The 18,003-nt window shown below is 60.9% G+C and carries 15 protein-coding genes; 12 read left to right on the forward strand and 3 right to left on the reverse strand.

Annotation, left to right across the window (positions count from 1 at the left end; genetic code table 11):
* Nucleotides 1-23: 23 nt before the first annotated feature.
* The gene (locus ASG47_RS18300; RefSeq protein ID WP_061911679.1) at nucleotides 24-2,177 is read right to left on the reverse strand and encodes a TonB-dependent receptor domain-containing protein; all 2,154 of its coding nucleotides are present in this window, start codon (nucleotides 2,175-2,177) and stop codon (nucleotides 24-26) included.
* Nucleotides 2,178-2,373: 196 nt separating this feature from the next.
* Between ASG47_RS18300 and ASG47_RS20480 the strand changes: the two genes are divergently transcribed.
* From ASG47_RS20480 to ASG47_RS18320, 5 genes are read left to right on the forward strand one after another with little or no spacing between them, the layout of a single operon-like run.
* Nucleotides 2,374-2,529, forward strand: coding sequence for a hemin uptake protein HemP (locus ASG47_RS20480; protein WP_082460720.1), 156 nt, complete (start codon nucleotides 2,374-2,376; stop codon nucleotides 2,527-2,529).
* Nucleotides 2,530-2,538: 9 nt separating this feature from the next.
* Entirely contained in the window at nucleotides 2,539-3,594 is a 1,056-nt protein-coding gene (locus tag ASG47_RS18305) for a hemin-degrading factor (RefSeq protein ID WP_061911680.1), read from the forward strand.
* 12 nt (nucleotides 3,595-3,606) lie between these two features.
* Nucleotides 3,607-4,482: a heme/hemin ABC transporter substrate-binding protein gene (locus ASG47_RS18310; protein ID WP_061911681.1), complete on the forward strand. Its 876-nt coding sequence runs from the start codon at nucleotides 3,607-3,609 to the stop codon at nucleotides 4,480-4,482.
* Nucleotides 4,483-4,505: 23 nt separating this feature from the next.
* The gene (locus ASG47_RS18315) at nucleotides 4,506-5,585 is read left to right on the forward strand and encodes a FecCD family ABC transporter permease (RefSeq protein WP_244487133.1); all 1,080 of its coding nucleotides are present in this window, start codon (nucleotides 4,506-4,508) and stop codon (nucleotides 5,583-5,585) included.
* Nucleotides 5,586-5,589: 4 nt separating this feature from the next.
* Nucleotides 5,590-6,396, forward strand: coding sequence for a heme ABC transporter ATP-binding protein (locus tag ASG47_RS18320; protein ID WP_061911683.1), 807 nt, complete (start codon nucleotides 5,590-5,592; stop codon nucleotides 6,394-6,396).
* A 204-nt stretch (nucleotides 6,397-6,600) separates the two neighbouring features.
* Here the strand turns inward: ASG47_RS18320 and ASG47_RS18325 are convergent, their stop codons facing one another.
* Nucleotides 6,601-6,810, reverse strand: a complete 210-nt coding sequence (locus ASG47_RS18325; protein ID WP_061911684.1) for a cold-shock protein — start codon at nucleotides 6,808-6,810, stop codon at nucleotides 6,601-6,603.
* 301 nt (nucleotides 6,811-7,111) lie between these two features.
* Nucleotides 7,112-8,212, reverse strand: coding sequence for a Gfo/Idh/MocA family protein (locus ASG47_RS18330; RefSeq protein ID WP_061911685.1), 1,101 nt, complete (start codon nucleotides 8,210-8,212; stop codon nucleotides 7,112-7,114).
* A gap of 302 nt (nucleotides 8,213-8,514) precedes the next feature.
* Here ASG47_RS18330 and ASG47_RS18335 point away from each other — a divergent pair, with 302 nt between their 5' ends.
* From ASG47_RS18335 to ASG47_RS18365, 7 genes are all read left to right on the forward strand, one after another.
* Nucleotides 8,515-9,564: a LacI family transcriptional regulator gene (locus ASG47_RS18335; protein WP_061911686.1), complete on the forward strand. Its 1,050-nt coding sequence runs from the start codon at nucleotides 8,515-8,517 to the stop codon at nucleotides 9,562-9,564.
* 601 nt (nucleotides 9,565-10,165) lie between these two features.
* Entirely contained in the window at nucleotides 10,166-10,477 is a 312-nt protein-coding gene (locus ASG47_RS18340; protein ID WP_061911687.1) for an STAS domain-containing protein, read from the forward strand.
* Nucleotides 10,478-10,496: 19 nt separating this feature from the next.
* Complete coding sequence (locus tag ASG47_RS18345) at nucleotides 10,497-10,865, forward strand: response regulator (RefSeq protein ID WP_061911688.1); 369 nt, start codon at nucleotides 10,497-10,499, stop codon at nucleotides 10,863-10,865.
* Nucleotides 10,862-12,937 (forward strand): chemotaxis protein CheA, encoded by a 2,076-nt coding sequence (locus tag ASG47_RS18350; protein ID WP_061911689.1) that lies wholly within the window; start codon nucleotides 10,862-10,864, stop codon nucleotides 12,935-12,937. Before ASG47_RS18345 ends, ASG47_RS18350 begins: the two co-directional genes overlap by 4 nt.
* Complete coding sequence (locus ASG47_RS18355) at nucleotides 12,934-13,431, forward strand: chemotaxis protein CheW (RefSeq protein ID WP_061911690.1); 498 nt, start codon at nucleotides 12,934-12,936, stop codon at nucleotides 13,429-13,431. Before ASG47_RS18350 ends, ASG47_RS18355 begins: the two co-directional genes overlap by 4 nt.
* Nucleotides 13,428-15,509 (forward strand): methyl-accepting chemotaxis protein, encoded by a 2,082-nt coding sequence (locus tag ASG47_RS18360; protein WP_082511845.1) that lies wholly within the window; start codon nucleotides 13,428-13,430, stop codon nucleotides 15,507-15,509. The genes ASG47_RS18355 and ASG47_RS18360 overlap by 4 nt, the downstream gene beginning before the upstream one ends.
* A gap of 106 nt (nucleotides 15,510-15,615) precedes the next feature.
* Nucleotides 15,616-17,943: a methyl-accepting chemotaxis protein gene (locus ASG47_RS18365; RefSeq protein WP_061911692.1), complete on the forward strand. Its 2,328-nt coding sequence runs from the start codon at nucleotides 15,616-15,618 to the stop codon at nucleotides 17,941-17,943.
* The last annotated feature ends 60 nt before the right edge of the window (nucleotides 17,944-18,003 follow it).

Here is an 18,003-nt window from a genome sequence, read left to right on the forward strand (position 1 = left end):
GTAAGTCTCTGAATTTTAAAGGATTACCAGTCGAACTGCTTGGCGAGCGTCACCTTGAAGGTGCGGCCGGTCGAGCGATCGATCGAGAGGTTGGGGCGGTAATCGGCGTTGAAGAGGTTGTCGATGCCGAGCTGCAACTCGGTGCCGGCGAGGGGGCCGGTCTCGGGTTTCCACGACGCGAAGAGGTCGACGGTCGCATAGGCATCGGCCGGGCCATCGGCACCGAACGGACCGGAGGCGACGATGTAGCGGCCCTGATCGGCGATGGTGAGGCGCGCGCCCATGTCGAGATTATATTCGACATTGCGGATGCCCATGGTCAGCGCCAGCTTGTTCTGCGGTACGGTCGTCAGCGGCGTGTTGTTGACGAGATTATCGCCCACCGTGATGCCATAGGCGAGGCTCGCATAGAGCAGTTCGGCATCATAGGAGGCTTCGACCTCGACGCCATAAATGCGCGCCTTGCCGATATTGCCATAGTAGGGAACCGTGGCGCCGCCGAAGGGACGGGCGGTGTTGGACGCGATGAGGTTGGTCAGGTCGCTATAAAAGGCCGTGGTCTTGAGCGCGGCAGTGTCGCCGGAGGTGAGCAGATCATTGCCCGAAAGCGAGAAGCCGGCTTCGATCGTATTGGCTTCTTCCTTGAGAAGGCCAAGGCTGGTCGACTTTGGTGCAGACCGGCCGGGCGAAGCGGCCGCGACGGAATAGAGCTCATCGATGGTCGGCAGACGTTCGGTATGGGCGATGGAGCCGAAGACGCCGATATTGTCCGTCAGTTCATAATGGGCGGCGAGCTTCGGCGAGAAGGCGCTGTCTTCGATATTGGCGGCGCCGGTGGTTGAATTGACCCAGTGGAAGTCGCCACGCGCGCCGGCGATCAAGGTCAGCTTCTCGGCCCAGATGAATTCGTTCTGGGCAAAGATGCCGAGCTTGTTCTCGGTGCCCTGCGGGTGTGCCGGCAAGGCAATGGCCGTACCGGGGCGCACCACCGTGCGGTCCTGCGTCGAGGCGGCAAAGCCGGTGGTCAGATAGTTCTCGAACCCGTCGCCGATCCATTCGATCGTGTTGTCGGCGGTAAGCTGCCAGGTCTTGTAGCCATAGCGGGTATCGAGAAGGATGCTGTCGGCCGTCACGTTCTGGGGGAAGGCCGGATTGACCGGCCCGATGACGGTGCGCGGCGCGCCGAGGGCGTAGCGGTGATTGGTCTGGTCGTTCTGGGTGTCCGAATAGCTGAGATTGACCTTGAGATCGACCCAGGGATTGTCGGTCGCCGGGTTTTCCCAATGCAGCACGGCAGTCTGGTCGAGCACGGCGCGATCGGTGACGCCGAAGAGCGAGGACGTGCCGGTCTGGGCATAGGCCTGATCCTTGGCATCGCTGGTCCAGCGCTGGTAGGAGAGGCTGAGTTCCTGCTCGTTATTGTCGCCGAAATGGGCGGTGCCCTTGATGAGCCCGGACAATGTGTCGAAGCCTGAGCCGGCGAGTTCGCCACCCTTGGCGAGTTCGACATTTTCGCGACGGCGCCAATTGCCGGCGGCGAGAATTTCGAATGTGTCGGTGACCTGCTGGGCGAGAACCGCCGAGGTCAGCGTGCCCAGGCCATTGGTGTCGAGCGAGGTTTTGACCCGCAGCGCGCCGGTATTGCCGTCCCGCAGATAATCGGATGCGTCTTTGGTGGTGAAGTTGATCACGCCACCAATGGCGCCTGCGCCGTAAAGCGTCGATGAGGCCGGGCCGCGCAGCACTTCGACCTGCTTGTAAAGCTCGGGATCGGAGAAGAACGAGCCCATGCGGTACTGCTCGTTGAATTTTGGCGCACCATCGATGTTGATGATGACGCGCGAGCCGTCCGAGGAGTTTTCGGTGGTGCCGATGCCGCGGATATTGAAGGCCTCGCCGAACTGACGCTGGCTGCCGACGACGGTGACGCCGGGAACGGTGGCAAAGAGTGCACCGGTCGTGTCGGCCTGTTCCTTATCGATATCGGCCTGGTTGAGCACCGTCACCGCCTGAGGCGTATTGATGGCAACTTTCGGCGCCCCCGCACCGATAACCAGACGTTCAAGAAGAGTAATATTCGTCGCGTTGACGTTCTGCGCCTGCGCTGCCTGCTGCGCGACGAGCGCCAGCGCGACGCCGCCCAAAAGCGCGGCCGCGCGTGACCTGACCAGCCCCATGTCTGTCTCCAGTTTTTTAAAAGTCTTTTTGTGATCGGCTGGCTGGCGGGAGGCGGGCTGACCGGTTGAAAGAATGCTGACTCTTTCATTCACCTATTGCGCTGATAATTTAATATGGCTATGTGAGTCAAGTTTAATTCTCTTGCCGAGGTATTCGTTTTCGATGCCTTAAGGCGATGAAGTCGTTGGATAAATCATGCCGCCGAGTGGCTCTGACTCCGCCGTTTCCCCCATCAAAATTGTCTCGAGTTCCGAGATTCTGAATGGGGGTTCCGAGCTGCAGATCGAGCACAAGGGCATGATCTACCGGCTGCGCGTCACCCGGCAGGACAAGCTCATTCTCACCAAATAGGCCCGCGCTGTGACCGAACCGACATCCAAAACCGCCGAAGACATCCGCCGCCTGCGGGCTCTCAATCCGCAGATGCGCGAACGCGATTTTGCGCGCATCCATTCCATCAGCGAGGGCCAGTTGGTGGCCGCCGAAGTCGGCCATACGGCGACGCGGCTCAAGGTCGATATGTCGGCGCTGCTCCATGGCCTGACGGGCGTCGGCGAAGTCATGGCGCTGACGCGCAATGAAAGCGCGGTGCATGAAAAGATCGGCATCTATGAGGGCGTCTCGGTCAATGCCCATGCCTCGATCGTCTTGGGCGAACAGATCGACCTGCGCATTTTCCCAAGCCGCTGGGTGCATGGCTATGCCTTGGAAAAGGCCATGGAAGATGGCACGACCAAGCGCTCGCTGCAGTTTTTCGACCGTGCGGGCAATGCGGTCCATAAGGTCCATGCGCGCCCGGCGACCGATGTTGCAGCCTGGACCAAGCTCGTCAGCGAACTGCGTCACGACGAGCAGGTCGATACGCTCGAGGTCTCGCCCTATGTGAAGGCCGCGCCGGAAGCCGCGCCCGCGCCGCTCTCCGAGCTTCGCGAGGGCTGGGAAGCGATGACGGACACGCACCAGTTCTTTGGGTTGATCAAGAAGCTCAACTATCCCCGGCTCGATGCGATTGAAACCGTGGGTGAGGATCTCGCCTGGCAGCTCGATCATGCCGCCGTCGAAGGTATGTTCCGCAAGGTGGCGGGGACCGACCTGCCGATCATGGTTTTTGCCGGCAATGAAGGCTGCATCCAGATCCATTCCGGGCCGATCCACAAGGTCTCGCCCATGGGGCCATGGCTCAATGTCATGGATGAAACCTTCCACCTCCACTTGCGGATCGACCACGCCGTCGCGGCCTGGGCGGTGCGCAAGCCCACCAAGGACGGCCATGTCACCTCGGTCGAACTCTATGACGAGAACCGCGAACTGATCATCCAGTTCTTCGGCAAGCGCCATGAAGGCCATGGCGAACGCGACGAATGGCGCGCTGTCGTCGAGCAATTGCCGCTGTTCTCCACTCCCAACGCTGCCTGAGATTTGTCAAACATGCGCATTTTTTCCTCTTTTGCTGCTGTGCTGATGGCAGCTTCGCTCTCCGTGGCGCCGCTTTCGGCTGCGGAACTGCACAAATTTGCCGATGCGAGCCGCCTGGTGTCGATCGGCGGTTCGCTGACCGAAATCATCTATGAACTGGGTGCCGAAGGTTCGCTCGTCGCCCGCGACCAGACGGCGCTGTTCCCCGAGGCGGCGTTGAGCCTGCCCGATGTCGGCTATATGCGCGCTTTGGCGCCGGAAGGCGTGCTTTCGGTTAATCCGACCGGCCTCCTCGTCATCGAAGGCAGCGGCCCGCCGGAAGCGCTTGAAGTGCTCTCGCATGCCGGCGTCGAATATCAGACCGTGCCGGAAGGCTATTCGGCTGAGGGCGTTCTTACAAAGGTGCGGGCCGTTGGCGAAGCGCTGGGTCTTGAAGATAAGGCCGAGGCGCTGGCGAAAAAGCTCGAAGGCGAATTCGCCGCGCTCAAGACCCGCACCGATGCGGTGGAAGCGCCGAAGAAGGTGCTGTTCATCCTCTCCAACCAGGGCGGCCAGATTCAGGCTTCGGGAACCGGCACGGCGGCCAATGGCATCATCGCGCTGGCTGGCGCCGAAAATGCCATCACCGAGTATGAAGGCTATCGTCCGCTCTCCGAGGAAGCCATCACTGCTGCGGCGCCTGATGTGATCCTCCTCATGGATCGCGGTGGCGACCATGGCGCGACGGAAACGGAGCTCCTCGAACACCCGGCCATCGCCCTGACCCCGGCGGGGCAGAACAAGGCGATCTACCGCATGGACGGCGCCTATCTCCTCGGCTTTGGCCCGCGCACGGCGGCTGCCGCCACTGAGCTTGCCGATCATCTTTACGGACAAGCCTCGCATTAAGGCGGTTTGAAATGGACAGCACCATGTCACTTGCCGCAAGCGGCGCACGGACCCGGCCCGACGGCGATCGCAGCCATATCGGCCGCATTACCGTCATTGCGCTGGTCTTCGCGCTGCTGGCAGCCATGGTTCTGTCCATGACCACCGGCGCCTCGGGCGCCTCGCTTGGAAATCTCATCGGCTCCTTGATCTCGGGATCGGAAGGGGCCGATGCACTGCGCGACTATGCCGTCATCGTCAATATCCGCCTGCCACGCATGGTGCTTGGCGTGCTGATCGGCGCTGGCCTGGCGGTGTCGGGCCTCCTGATGCAGGGCCTTTTTCGCAATCCGCTGGCTGATCCGGGGCTTGTCGGTGTGTCGAGCGGCGCCGCACTTGGCGCGGTCGTCATCATCGTGCTTGGCGGCACGGCGCTGGCGCCCTTTACGACCGCGCTCGGCATCTGGTCATTGCCGGCTGCGGCCTTTGGCGGCGGCCTCGTCACCACTTTCGTCCTCTATCGCGTCGCGACGCGCGGCGGACAGACGGCCATCGCCACCATGCTTCTCGCCGGCATCGCCATCGGCGCGCTAGCCGGTGCTTTTTCCGGTGTGCTCACCTATATCGCGAGCGAAAACCAGCTCCGCGATCTGACTTTTTGGGGCATGGGGTCGCTCGCCGGGGCGACCTGGATCAAGGTTCTGGCGGCGGGGCCGATCATTTTTGCAGCGCTGGTTGTCGCCGGTTTCCTCGCCAAGGGGCTCAATGCCATGACGCTCGGCGAAGCCACGGCGTCGCATCTCGGCGTGCCCGTGCAGCGGTTCAAGCGCATCACCATCGTCGCCGTGGCGGCAGCGACCGGTGCCTCTGTCGCTGTCAGCGGCGGCATTGGTTTTGTCGGCATCGTCGTGCCGCATCTTCTGCGGCTCGCGATCGGGCCGGATCATCGCTATCTGCTGCCCGCCAGCGCGCTGCTTGGCGCCACCTTCCTCCTCATTTGCGACGCCCTGAGCCGCACCATCGTCGCGCCGGCCGAAGTGCCCATCGGCATCGTCACGGCAGCTTTTGGTGGGCCGTTCTTCCTCTGGATCCTGCTGCATCGCCGCAGCGCCTTTGCTTGGTAAAATCATGATCGACATCGACAGCGTCTCGGTAACGCTCGGCGCGCGGCAAATCCTCGACGACGTGTCGCTCAGCGCGCCCTCCGGAAAACTGACGGCGATCATCGGCCCCAACGGCTCGGGCAAGTCGACGCTGCTCAAAGCGCTTTGTCGCGACCATGCCTATTCCGGCGTGATTTCGATCGATGGGCGCGACATCGCGCAGATGAGCCCGCTTGAAATTGCCAGCCTCCGTGCCGTACTGCCGCAATCGTCCAATCTGCCCTTTCCATTCACGGTGCGCGAAGTCGTCGCCATGGGGCTGACGGTGGGGCGGCCGGGTGTCGATCGCCGCGCGTTACATCACCTGCCGGACGAGGCTCTTTCGCGCGTCGATCTCGGCGGCTTTGGCGGTCGCTTCTATGGTGAGCTTTCGGGCGGCGAGCAGCAGCGGGTGCAATTGGCGCGCGTTCTCTGCCAGGTCTGGGAGCCGGTCATCGACGGCGTGCCGCGCTATCTTTTCCTCGATGAGCCGGTGTCGAGCCTCGATATCAAACATCAGTTGATGATCATGGACGTCGCCAAACGCTTTGCCCGCCAGGGCGGCGGCGTCATCGCCGTGCTGCACGATCTCAACCTGACCGCGCTCTATGCCGATACGATCCTCGCGCTGCGCGATGGCCGGGTCGTCGAGAGCGGTCCGCCCGAGGCGGTGCTGACGGACACGGTGCTTGAGCGTGTGTTCGATGTGCCGCTGCGCGTTGGCCTGGCGCCAAGAGCGGGGACATTCGTTCTGCCGCAATCGGTGCGTGCCGATGCGATGAGTGCCGCTTAGGGCGATTGGCCTAGAGTTTTATCACTAAAAGGATCGGCGCAGTCATTGGGACTGTGCGCTCAAACTCTGTCATCCTGTGACTGAGCGAGCTGGCAGCGCATTTGCGCTGCGGCCATATCCGCTCGGCGGAACAACTACTCCCGGACCGGCGGCAGGCAAACCATAGGGGGCGCCATTCAGCGCCCCTCCATGTCGATCGCGAGATTAGAGCAGCTTGAGATTGACAGCCGACTCTTTGCCATCGCGGCCGGACTCAAGGTCATATTCAACCTTGTCGTTCTCGTAGAGACCGTCCAGGCCGGAGCGCTGCACGGCAGAAATGTGGACGAATGCGTCCTTGCCGCCGGTTTCTGGCGTAATGAAGCCGAAACCCTTGGTCGTGTTGAAGAACTTGACGGTGCCTTTGATAGCCATGATTTATTTCCCGATTAGAGGATCGGCAAGCTAACGAGTTTTCCGAATGTAACAAGTCCAATGTATCCTCAAAGCCCGAAAAAAGCGGCTTTGGGGCCGAAAAAACACGCAGCGGCTGTCAGATTTTCGCCCCGGATTGGGCTGGACCGCGTGGATCGGGCTGCTGGGCGGTTATGGACCCGGAATTCATATCATTTTCGTTGGGACTTTGGTCGTCCGCAAAGGCCCTCATGGTGCGTGACCTGGCAAGGCAAGCACGTCACCACGAGGGCTGAAGGAAGGATAAGGCGGAGCGCTGGTTTTATCGCCCCAGTTTCCCATCGACGAGCGAGGTCGCAAGTGGCGCCGGGCGGGTGACGGGCGTCGTGATCTCGACGACCTGACCCGTGCGCGAGGAGGTCTCGAAGGCTTCCATCACTTCGAGCACGTGCAAGGCGAGGTCGCCATTGGCGCGGTGCGGGCGGTTTTCGACGATGGCATGGGCCATGTCGGCGAGGCCGATCGAGCGGTAATTGCCGTCAGCATAGGGTTGGTCGGTGTCGACATTGGTCCACTGGCCGCCCTTTTCCATGAGCTCGACCTGACCGCCGAAATTGTTGGGATCGGGGACGATGAGGGTCGCGTCGGTGCCGTAGATCTCGAGCGGCACGTGCTTGTGGCCGGCAACGTCAAAGCTCATCGAGATCTGCACGACGGCGCCATTGGCAAAGACCAGCGTGCCCGAGACATGGGTCAGGACATGGACGGGGATGACTTCGCCATTGCGCGCTTCCGAGGTGATGGTGCGCGTGTCGCGCAGCATGGTGCCGAAGCCGGAGACCCTGGCGACGGGTCCGAGGAGATTGACGAGATCGGTGATGTAGTATGGGCCCATGTCGAGCATGGGGCCGCCGCCTTCTTCATAATAGAAGGCGGGATTGGGGTGCCACCGCTCGTGGCCGGGGCACATGAAATAGGCGGTGCCGCCAACGGCCTGGCCGAGCTTGCCCTCATCGACGACGCGACGCGCCGTCTGGTGGGCGCCGCCAAGGAAGGTGTCGGGGGCGGAGCCGACGCGGAGATTTTTGGCGCGGGCGGCTTCGACGAGCTTCTTGCCTTCGGCAAAGACGACGCCGAGCGGCTTTTCCGAGTAGACGTGCTTGCCGGCCTCGATGGCACGAAGGCCAACCTCGACATGGGCCTTGGGGATGGTGAGATTGAGGATGATCTCGATGTCGGGATCGGCAAAGATCTCGTCGATGGTCACTGCCCTGAGGCCGAACTCATCGGCGCGGGCCCTGGCCGCCGCGGGGTTGAGATCCGCCACGGCCCTGATGTCGAGAACCGGAAAATCCTTGGCGGCCTTCAGATAGGCCGCCGAAATATTGCCCAAGCCGATAATGCCGATGCCAACTTTGCGCATCTTGTCTCCTCACGCCGTGCCAAAGCACGAACCTTAACTCCCACTGCCTTTGGCAGCATCCCGAACCCCTTCTGCGGTGGCCGCAAAAGGCGGCGCACAGCAGGGTCAGATTCTTGTATGGTATGGTGACATACGTACGTCAGAATAGTCCAGACCGTGTTGGACCCGGTATTTGACGGTTTTCCGGCCGAATGCCATTGGGATGAGCCCGCGGATACGCTCTTTTTCTTGATCTATCCTGCCCAATCTGGTGTTGTTTCGGCCTTGGTGTCGTCCCCATGTGGACGGGTGAGGGGATAAACGTGTCGCAAGACGAAGTGCCGGCCAACGGTCGCGCCAAGCGCGGTGTAAAACCATCCGGCAAGCCCACGCTGAAGACGATTGCCCAGATGACGGGCCTTGCAGTGACCACCATCTCGCGCGCGCTCAATAATGCGCCGGAACTGGCCCAGGAAACGCGCGACCGCGTGCAGCGCATCGCGGCCGAAATCGGCTATCTGCCTGATCGCGCGGCCCTCCGCCTCAAGACCGGCCGAACCAATGTGATTTCGCTGGTTCTCGAGCCGGACGAACAGATCTATGGCTTTGGCACGTCGCTCGTCACCGGCATAACCGAGACCCTGCGCGACACCGCCTATCACCTCGTCATCACGCCGCTGTTCCGCAACATGCAGCCAATCGAGCCGATCCGGCATATTGTGCGCAATCGCATGGCCGATGGTGTCATCTTCTCGAAAGCCGAAGCCTTTGACGAGCGCATCCGCTTCTTGCTCGACAATGACTTTCCATTCGTCAGCCATGGTCGCAGCCAATGGCCCGACGCCCATCCCTTCGTCGATTTCGACAATGAAGACTATGCCTATCACGCGACGCTGCGCCTTGCGGCGCTCGGCTGCAAGAAGGTGTCGATCGTTCTGCCCGATAGTGCGCTGACCTATACCGGGCATTTGAAAGCCGGGGTGGAGCGCGGCGCGCGCGAAGCGGGGATTGCCTTCGAGTTTGCCGCGGATGTCAATCTCAGCAGCCCCACCGATGCGATCCGCAACTACGTCATCAAGCGCTCGAAGCGCCCTGATGGCCCGGATGGTTATATCTGCGCCTCGGAAGTCTCGGCCCTTGCCATTATTGGTGGGCTCAATGAAGCAGGTCTTGTTGTGGGCAAGACGGCGCATGTCGTGACCAAGCAGTCGTCCTCGATGTTCATGCAGTTCCAGCCTGCAGCGGAAACAGTGGCCGAGGATTTCGTAGCCGCTGGCCGGCATCTCGGTGAGTTACTTCTCCGCCGTATTGCCGGGGACGCAGACGATCTCACCTACCTCGCAAAACCGCATTACGACTGGCCCCAAGGCTGATCCGAATCTGCCTTGCTAAAAGGGTTCAGCTTTTTGCGCGAATGAGCGCAAACCTTTGAAAGCGGTCATTTTTGCCGTTTTCGATGCGTTTTGCTCTGACACGTCCCAAATGCGGTTTTACATTTGGGCAGAATAAAGGCAGTCACTTTGCCTTATTTGGCGGCGGCCAAGAGCCGCTCGGAGAGCGGTTTTAGGCCCCCATTTGCGTCAAGACTGCATTAGCTGCGTTGAATCAAATAATATTGGCAAAGCTTGGACTCTGAATCAGCACAGAGTCTATTTGCCCGGATTCACGCTCCTCCCCTTTGGACTCTGAATCGATTCATGGGTTACTCTAGCGAGACTCATGTATTAACTCGGAAGTTATACTAAGGATGCGTGATCTAGACTGGTAAAAAACTTGGTCATGTAACCAATGATTAAGTCATCCATGAAATTATCAGTGTCAGGCCGGATGGGAATACGGCTTCGAGCATAGTCAGACATCTAGCCGGACGACCGCTCGTCGCCTGATTACTTCATACCGTTCATCGGTTGTTAACGACCCAAAGCCTGAGAGCATTATGACATCGCGGATCAACTACCCAGCCCGGTTTTTGGCATGACCGGGAATAGCACCTTCACGCTCGCATTGACCGGCGATCTCTCGGTCAAATCGGCCCAGGATTTTCTCGGCCAGCTCAAATCGGCCATTGCCGAGCACGCTGCAATCGCAGTGGACACGAGCGCCATCGGCCAGGCCGATGTCACGACCGTGCAGTCGCTTCTCGCGGCGCGCAACAAGGCCCAGGCGCTGGGCAAATCCTTCACTCTCAAGGGCACTCCAGGCCCAAAGCTGCAGGCCGTTCTCGACGGCGCGGGGTTCATGAACCCGGCCCAGCCGGCAGCGTCCTTCTGGACCGAACACTCTTAATCCCACGGGACTTGACGGCATGACCAAGACAATTCTGACAATCGACGATTCCGCTTCCATCCGTCAGATGGTCGCCATGACGCTGACCTCGGCGGGTCTCGACGTCATCGAGGCTGTCAATGGCCAGGATGGCTATGACAAGGCGACGACCAATACGATTCATGCCGTTATCACCGACCTCAATATGCCGGTTCTCAACGGCATCGAATTCATCCGCAAATATCGCCAGCACCCCTCGAGCAAGGGCATCCCGATTATCCTGCTGACGACCGAGTCCGACGAGGAACTCAAGCGCCAGGCCAAGGAAGCCGGCGCCACCGGCTGGATCGTAAAGCCCTTCAAGCAGGACCAGTTGCTGGCCGTCATCAAGAAGATGACAGGGGCATGAACATTTCCGATCCCTCCGAGACCTTCCGCCAGGAGGCGCGCGAGCTGCTCGATCAGCTCGAGGCCGGCCTTCTGGACCTGGAACAGGATCCGTCCAATTCCGACCTGATCAATTCGACCTTCCGCGCTCTTCATACGATCAAGGGCTCGGGCGCGATGTTTGGGTTCACGGCCGTTGCCGAATTTGTCCATGATTTCGAGACGGCCTTCGACCGTGTCCGCAAGGGCGAAAGCGAAGCCAATACTGCGCTCATCGGCGTGGCGCTCGACGCCAAGGACCATATCCACCTTCTCATCGAAGATCCGGATGCGCCCAACGAGGGTGGCGAACAGATCCTCGTTGCGCTCCGGGCGATCGTCAACGGTGGTCCGGTCGAAGCGCCGGCGCCTATCGAAACTGTTGCCGCGCCAAGTGCTGCGCCAGTGGTTGCCGTGCCGAACCTGGCTGATAGCGCCAAGCGCTGGCGGCTGGTTTTCTCGCTGCCTTCCGACGCGCTGATCTATGGCACTAACCCTGAACTGCTCTTGCAGGAACTCGCCGGGATCGGGCCGATCCAAATCCTGGCGCTCACCGATCGCATTCCCGATCTCGACGTCATCGACCCCGAAGTCAGCCATATCAGCTGGCAGGTGGATATCGAAACATCTGAAGATCCGACCGCCGCGATTGACGACGTTTTCCTCTTCCTCCGCGACAATATGGAATTGACGCTGACCCCGCTCAGCGCACCGGCGGCAGCACCGGTTACCGTGGCAGCACCGGCACCGAGCGAAGATGCGATGCCCGAGGCGCCCTATGTGCCCGAGCCCGTCGTCGAAGCGGCGCCTGTGGCCAAGGCCGCGGCGCCGGTGAAGAAGGCAAAACCTGCGGAAAAGGCCGAAGCCGAAAAGCCGGCAGCCACCTCGCTGCGCGTGCCAGCCGAACGGCTCGATGAATTGATGGACCGCGTCGGCGAATTGGTTATCGCCCAGGCGCGCCTCAGCCAGATCGCGGCGAGCTCTGCCGATCTATCGCTCAAAACCATTGCTGAAGAATTGGAGCGCCTGTCGTCGGGTCTGCGCGATACGACCATGGGCATCCGCATGGTGCCGATCGGGACGATCTTCTCGCGCTTCCGCCGCCTTGTGCATGATCTCTCGGGCGAACTCGGAAAGCAGATCGAGTTCATCACGACGGGCGAAGAAACCGAACTCGACAAGACGGTCATCGAGCGCCTCGCCGATCCGCTGGTTCACCTGATCCGCAATTCGGTCGACCATGGTCTCGAAAGCGCCGAAAAGCGCGTCGCGGCGGGCAAGGATCCCAAGGGCACAGTGCGTCTCTCGGCCGTCTATTCGGGTGCCGAAGTCGCCATTTCGGTGGTCGACGATGGCGCCGGCCTCAACCATGAGCGCATTCGCGCCAAGGCCGAAGAAAACGGACTTATCGGTCCCGATGCCAAGCTGACCGAGCAGGAGCTTAACCACCTGATCTTTGCGCCTGGCTTCTCGACGGCCAAGGAAGTCACCGCCCTTTCGGGCCGCGGTGTCGGTATGGACGTGGTCAAGCGAACCATCGACGGGCTGCGCGGAACGATCGATGTGACGACGACCCAGGGCAAGGGCTCGACCTTTACCCTCCGCCTGCCGCTGACCCTCGCAATCATCGACGGCATGTTGGTTCGCGTCGGCGACGGCCGTTACACCATCCCGCTCGCCGCCGTCGAAGAATGTGTGGAACTGCCCGAAGGCATCGAAGCCAATGCCAAGGGCCGCAACTTCCTCGATATCCGCGGGTCGCTCGTTCCCTATCTGCGCCTTCGCGAAGTGTTCGGGATCAAGGGCGAGGCCGAAGCACATCAGAAGGTCGTCATCGTCTCCTCGGGCGAAGGCCGGGTCGGGCTCGTGGTCGACCAGATCATCGGCAACAACCAGACGGTCATCAAGCAGCTCTCAAAGCTTCATTCGGGCATCAAGTCCTTCTCGGGCGCCACCATTCTCGGTGACGGCTCGGTGGCCCTGATCCTCGACACCGCCCATCTCGTGGCCTCCGGCCAATCCTATGTCGACCGCAACCTGGGGAGAGCCGCATGAGCGACGACCAGTCCTATATGACGGCGCTGACCATTCGCCTCGAAGACGAGCTCTTTGCCGTCGAGGCGAGCCGGGTGCGCGAAATCCTCGATCTTGTGCCGATCACCAAAGTGCCAAGCGCCCCGGCTTTTGTTGGCGGTCTGATCAATGTCCGCGGCTCGATCGTGCCGCTGGCCGATCTCCGCGTCATGTTCGGCATGGACCGGCCCGAGCCCGATGCCGATACGCGCATCGTCGTCATGGAAGTCGATATCGACGGCGAGCCTACCATTGCCGGCATTTTGGCCGACAAGGTGCATGACGTCACCGATATCGAAACCGCCTCGATCGAAGAGGCTCCCAAAGTCGGCATGCGCTGGCGCCCTGAATTCGTGAAGGGCATCGGCAAGCGCAATGGCGGCTTCATCATCATCCCAGACATGGAAAAGATTTTTGAATCACCGGGCGGCAGAAGTCCGTCCGCGGCAGCATCAGAAGAAAGGTCTGCAGCATGAGATTGACCATCAAGACAAAACTTGCGGCGACATTCGTCACCGTTGTGGCCACCTCTGCGGTGGGCATGTTCATGGGGATCCAGAACCTCGGCGCGCTCAGCAGCTCGATGGAAGCCATGGTCGACGGCAATGTCGAGCGCATCCAGATCGCGGCCGACCTCAATGCACGGACGCTTCGCGTCGCTCGGGATGAAAAGAATCTCATCCTTGCCTCAGACGATGAGACATTCCAGCAGTTTGCCGGCCAGATCGAGACGGAAAAGGCCGCCATCACCGAGCAGACCGCAAAACTGCGCGATCTTTCGAGCGAAGCGGGCAAGCCGCGGGTTGATGCCTTCAGCGATGCCTGGATGGACTATCTCGCCCAGCATGCAGAAGTGAACCGCCTGGCCGGGCTCAACTCGGACATCGTTGCGAGCGAGCAAATCGAAACTGCAGGCGCAACGCAGCGCGCCGCGTTCGAAACCCTGCGCGGCATCGAGTCTCGGCTCGAATCCAATATTCTGAACTCTGGCGACATGGCCGACTTCCGCACCTTCAGCGCGCTCAAGTCGCTTGATACCGCGATGCTGGAAATCTCGCGCGAAGTTCGCACCGTGGTTCTCAACATGAACCAGCCCCAGCGCCAGCAGACCTACATCGACGCTTTGACGGAAAAGAAGCAGACGCTGCTGAACGAGATCGAAGCGCTCGGCCGCTCCCTGCCTGTTGCCGAGCGCACGGCTTTTGCAACCTATCAGCAGCAGATCACGTCCTGGCTCGATGGCGTTGCCCAGGCGCAGTCGACCGCCCAGACCAATGGCGAATATTTCGCTGCCGAGCTTGCCAATGGTGATGCGCGTGAAGCCCGCTTGGTCTCGGTCGATGCGCTCAACGCCATAATCGATCTCAACAGCGAGCAGATGGCGCAGGCCAATACCGACGCGATCTCGCTCTACGAACAGAGCCGTATGCTGCTGATCGCGCTGATGATCGGCGCGGCCGTTATCGCCGGTATCGCGGCAACCTGGATCGTCGTGTCGATTTCGCGTGCTCTTTCGAGCGCCGTGCGGCTCGCCAATGACGTTGCCGGCGGCGATCTCAACGCCACGGCATCGATCAAGGGTGACGACGAAGTGGGCGACCTGATCAAGGCGCTCAATGCCATGGCCGCCAAGCTGCGCGAAGTCGTGGCGGAAGTGACGTCTGCAACCCGCAATGTCGCTTCGGGCAGCCAGGAAATGTCGGCAACGGCCGAACAGCTCTCCCAGGGCGCGACCGAACAGGCTTCGTCCACCGAGGAAGCTTCGGCGTCGATGGAAGAAATGGCGGCCACGATCAAGCAGTCCGCCGACAATGCTTCACAGACCGAGAAGATCGCCCGCCAGTCCGCTGCCGATGCGATTGCTTCGGGTGAAGCCGTGAACAATGCGGTTTCGGCCATGCAGACGATCGCCGAAAAGATCATGGTGGTGCAGGAAATCGCTCGCCAGACCGATCTTCTGGCGCTCAACGCTGCCGTCGAAGCCGCTCGTGCCGGCGAACATGGCCGTGGCTTTGCGGTGGTCGCTTCCGAAGTGCGCAAGCTCGCCGAACGCAGCCAGGCTGCCGCAGCAGAGATCTCGACGCTGTCCGGCACCACTGTGAAGGCCGCCCAGTCTGCCGGCGAAATGCTTGGCAAGCTCGTGCCCGATATTCAGCGCACGGCAGAACTTGTGGAAGAAATCTCCGCCGGTAGCCGCGAGCAGAATGCGGGTGCTTCGCAGATCAATACCGCGATCCAGCAGCTCGACAAGGTGACCCAGCAGAACACGTCGGCGGCCGAGGAAATGTCATCGACGGCCGAAGAACTGGCGAGCCAGGCCGAGCAGCTCCAATCCGCGATCAGCTACTTCCGGCTCGATACCGCCAACGCACCAGCCTTCTCGGCGCCGTCGAGAAAGCCGGCCAAGCGCGATATTCGCTCGGCCGTTATGGCTTCCGCTCCACACATGAGCGCCACCAACCGCGCTAAGCCCAATGCCGGTGGGTTCGACCTCGATCTCGAAGGTGGCATGGACGACCTCGACGGCGAATTCTCCCGCCGCAGCGCTGCGTGAAGCCTAGCCTGCCCTAAACCTTGGGATGCCGCGATGGACAGCGCGGCATCCTTCCCCCCGACCGCCGCGAAGCGACGCTCAACCCCTGCCTAGAAGAGGCTCTAGAATGCGACTTACTATCAAGGCCAAGCTCGCGGCCACTTTTGCGACGATCGTCGCTTTGTCTGCCGGCAGCATGTTCATCGCCGTACAAAACCTCGGTCAGTTGAATAACTCGCTGAGCCTGATCGTCGATGTTCGATCCCCCAACACCGTCGCCATGGCTGAGATGCAGACCAGCCTCGAAAATGTCGGGGCGCGTTTGCGCGCAACCATCATGGCGAACGACGTCGAAACGATGCAGGGCAATATCGACCAGATCGACAAGAGCTTGGCAGCGATCGCGGCAAAGCGAGACTTCCTCGAAGCCAATGTCAAAGACACGCAGGTGCGTGCACTGCTCGAGCAGTTCGATACCCAGCTCGAAGAATATGTGCCGCTTCTCGAGGCGACCAAAACGTTTGCGCTCGCCAATAGCGACACCGAGGCATTCAAGATTACGACCACTGTGGGTAGCCCCGCATTGTCGAAAACCGAAGACGCCATGACCGCCCTTGTCCGGGCCACGGGTACACGCCTGTCTTCCGGCGACCTCAGCGCCTTCTCTGCATATTCCGCCGCCAATTCGGCCTTCCTCGCCGTCTCCGATATTTTCAGACAGCAGCGCAACGTGCTTCTCGCAGCGACCAATCCTGCCAAGCAGGACGAATGGTACAACGACTACAAGACCGGCATCGCTGAAGTGGGCACGCTGTTCCCCAATTTGCAGCGCACCGTGTCGCCCGCTGAGCAGCCCCTGGTTGCCAATGCAGAGGCGGCTTTCGCAGAGCTTGTCACCGCAATGGATAGTGCGGTCGAAATGGCCATCACCAAAAGCGACTATTTCGCACAACAGAAGTCGGAAGAAGCGGCCACTGTTCGCCGCGCTGCCAGTGAGACACTGGGCAATATGCTGGCGCGCAACAAGGAATTGATGGAAGAGGCGAGCGTTCAGGCCGACCAGCTTTATAACTCGAGCCTGACCCTGCTCATTGGCCTTCTCATTGGCTCGGCGCTCATCGCAGGCATTGCGGCAACCGTCATCGTTCTTGGCATTTCCCGCGGCCTCAACAAGGTCAAGCAGGTGGTCTCGGCCGTGTCGATCGGCGATCTCGACCAGCGCGTCGAGATCAAGAGCAATGACGAGATCAAGGACCTCGTCGATACCGTCAATGTCATGACCGACAATCTCAGGGCTTCAGCCGCGGTGGTCGATCAGGTGGCCTATGGCGATCTCAGCGCCAAGCCCAAGGTGCTTTCGGACAAGGACGTTTTAGGCCAGTCCATGCAGCGCATGGTGGATGGTCTTGCCGCCTCCGCGGCTGTTGCCGAAAAGATTGCCGGTGGTGACCTCACGGTCGAGCCACGGCGTCTCTCGGACAAGGACACGCTTGGCATCGCGCTCGAGCAGATGGTCGAAAAACTGCGGGACGTGATCTCGGACGCTATCAGCTCGGCCAATAATGTGTCGGCTGGTGCGCAGGAAATGTCGGCGACTGCAGAGCAGCTCTCGCAGGGCGCGACCGAGCAGGCCTCGTCCACGGAAGAGGCTTCGGCCTCGATGGAAGAAATGGCAGCAACGATCAAGCAATCGGCCGACAACGCCTCCCAGACCGAGAAGATCGCCCGTCAGTCCGCTGCCGACGCAATTGCCTCGGGCCAAGCAGTGGCCAATGCTGTGGGCGCCATGGAAACCATCGCTCAGAAGATCATGGTCGTGCAGGAAATTGCGCGCCAGACCGATCTGCTGGCACTCAACGCTGCTGTCGAAGCAGCCCGTGCCGGCGAACATGGCCGTGGCTTTGCGGTGGTCGCCTCCGAAGTGCGCAAGCTCGCTGAACGCAGCCAAGCTGCCGCAGCCGAAATCTCGACCCTGTCGGGGACGACGGTGAAGGCAGCGCAATCGGCCGGCGAAATGCTCAACAAGCTCGTGCCCGATATTCAGCGCACGGCGGAACTCGTGGAAGAAATCTCCGCTGGTAGCCGTGAGCAGAATGCTGGTGCCTCGCAGATCAACACCGCGATCCAGCAGCTCGACAAGGTCACCCAGCAGAATACCTCCGCCTCCGAGGAGCTTTCCTCGACGGCAGAAGAACTGGCGAGCCAGTCCGAGCAGCTACAGACGGCGATCAGCTACTTCAAGCTGAACCATTCCGGCATGGCCGCGCAGGCCAGCGCCGTCACCAAGAAGACCAGCCCGCGCGACATGCGCTCGGCCGTAATGGCGTCCGCGCCACACATGAATACGGGATCGGCATCAACCCGCACGAAGCTCAATTCGGGTGGTTTCGATCTCGATCTCGATGGGGCGTCCGACGACCTTGACGGCGAATTCACCCGTCGCGGCGCCGCCTGAATTTTCGAGGCTGTGTGAGGCGTAGCCCTACCAATTCTGAAGCCGGACGTTGAGCCCGGC

The sequence above is a fragment of the Devosia sp. Leaf420 genome (assembly GCF_001425445.1).
In the GTDB taxonomy this organism is placed as follows: Bacteria; Pseudomonadota; Alphaproteobacteria; order Rhizobiales; family Devosiaceae; genus Devosia.

What these genes read in the sequence shown, in the direction of transcription:
- ASG47_RS18300 (WP_061911679.1), bottom strand. Translation starts at nt 2,177, where the DNA reads ATGGGGCTGGTCAGGTCACGCGCGGCCGCGCTTTTGGGCGGCGTCGCG.
- ASG47_RS20480 (WP_082460720.1), top strand. Translation starts at nt 2,374, where the DNA reads ATGCCGCCGAGTGGCTCTGACTCCGCCGTTTCCCCCATCAAAATTGTC.
- ASG47_RS18310 (WP_061911681.1), top strand. Translation starts at nt 3,607, where the DNA reads ATGCGCATTTTTTCCTCTTTTGCTGCTGTGCTGATGGCAGCTTCGCTC.
- ASG47_RS18315 (WP_244487133.1), top strand. Translation starts at nt 4,506, where the DNA reads ATGTCACTTGCCGCAAGCGGCGCACGGACCCGGCCCGACGGCGATCGC.
- ASG47_RS18320 (WP_061911683.1), top strand. Translation starts at nt 5,590, where the DNA reads ATGATCGACATCGACAGCGTCTCGGTAACGCTCGGCGCGCGGCAAATC.
- ASG47_RS18325 (WP_061911684.1), bottom strand. Translation starts at nt 6,810, where the DNA reads ATGGCTATCAAAGGCACCGTCAAGTTCTTCAACACGACCAAGGGTTTC.
- ASG47_RS18330 (WP_061911685.1), bottom strand. Translation starts at nt 8,212, where the DNA reads ATGCGCAAAGTTGGCATCGGCATTATCGGCTTGGGCAATATTTCGGCG.
- ASG47_RS18340 (WP_061911687.1), top strand. Translation starts at nt 10,166, where the DNA reads ATGACCGGGAATAGCACCTTCACGCTCGCATTGACCGGCGATCTCTCG.
- ASG47_RS18345 (WP_061911688.1), top strand. Translation starts at nt 10,497, where the DNA reads ATGACCAAGACAATTCTGACAATCGACGATTCCGCTTCCATCCGTCAG.
- ASG47_RS18350 (WP_061911689.1), top strand. Translation starts at nt 10,862, where the DNA reads ATGAACATTTCCGATCCCTCCGAGACCTTCCGCCAGGAGGCGCGCGAG.
- ASG47_RS18355 (WP_061911690.1), top strand. Translation starts at nt 12,934, where the DNA reads ATGAGCGACGACCAGTCCTATATGACGGCGCTGACCATTCGCCTCGAA.
- ASG47_RS18360 (WP_082511845.1), top strand. Translation starts at nt 13,428, where the DNA reads ATGAGATTGACCATCAAGACAAAACTTGCGGCGACATTCGTCACCGTT.
- ASG47_RS18365 (WP_061911692.1), top strand. Translation starts at nt 15,616, where the DNA reads ATGCGACTTACTATCAAGGCCAAGCTCGCGGCCACTTTTGCGACGATC.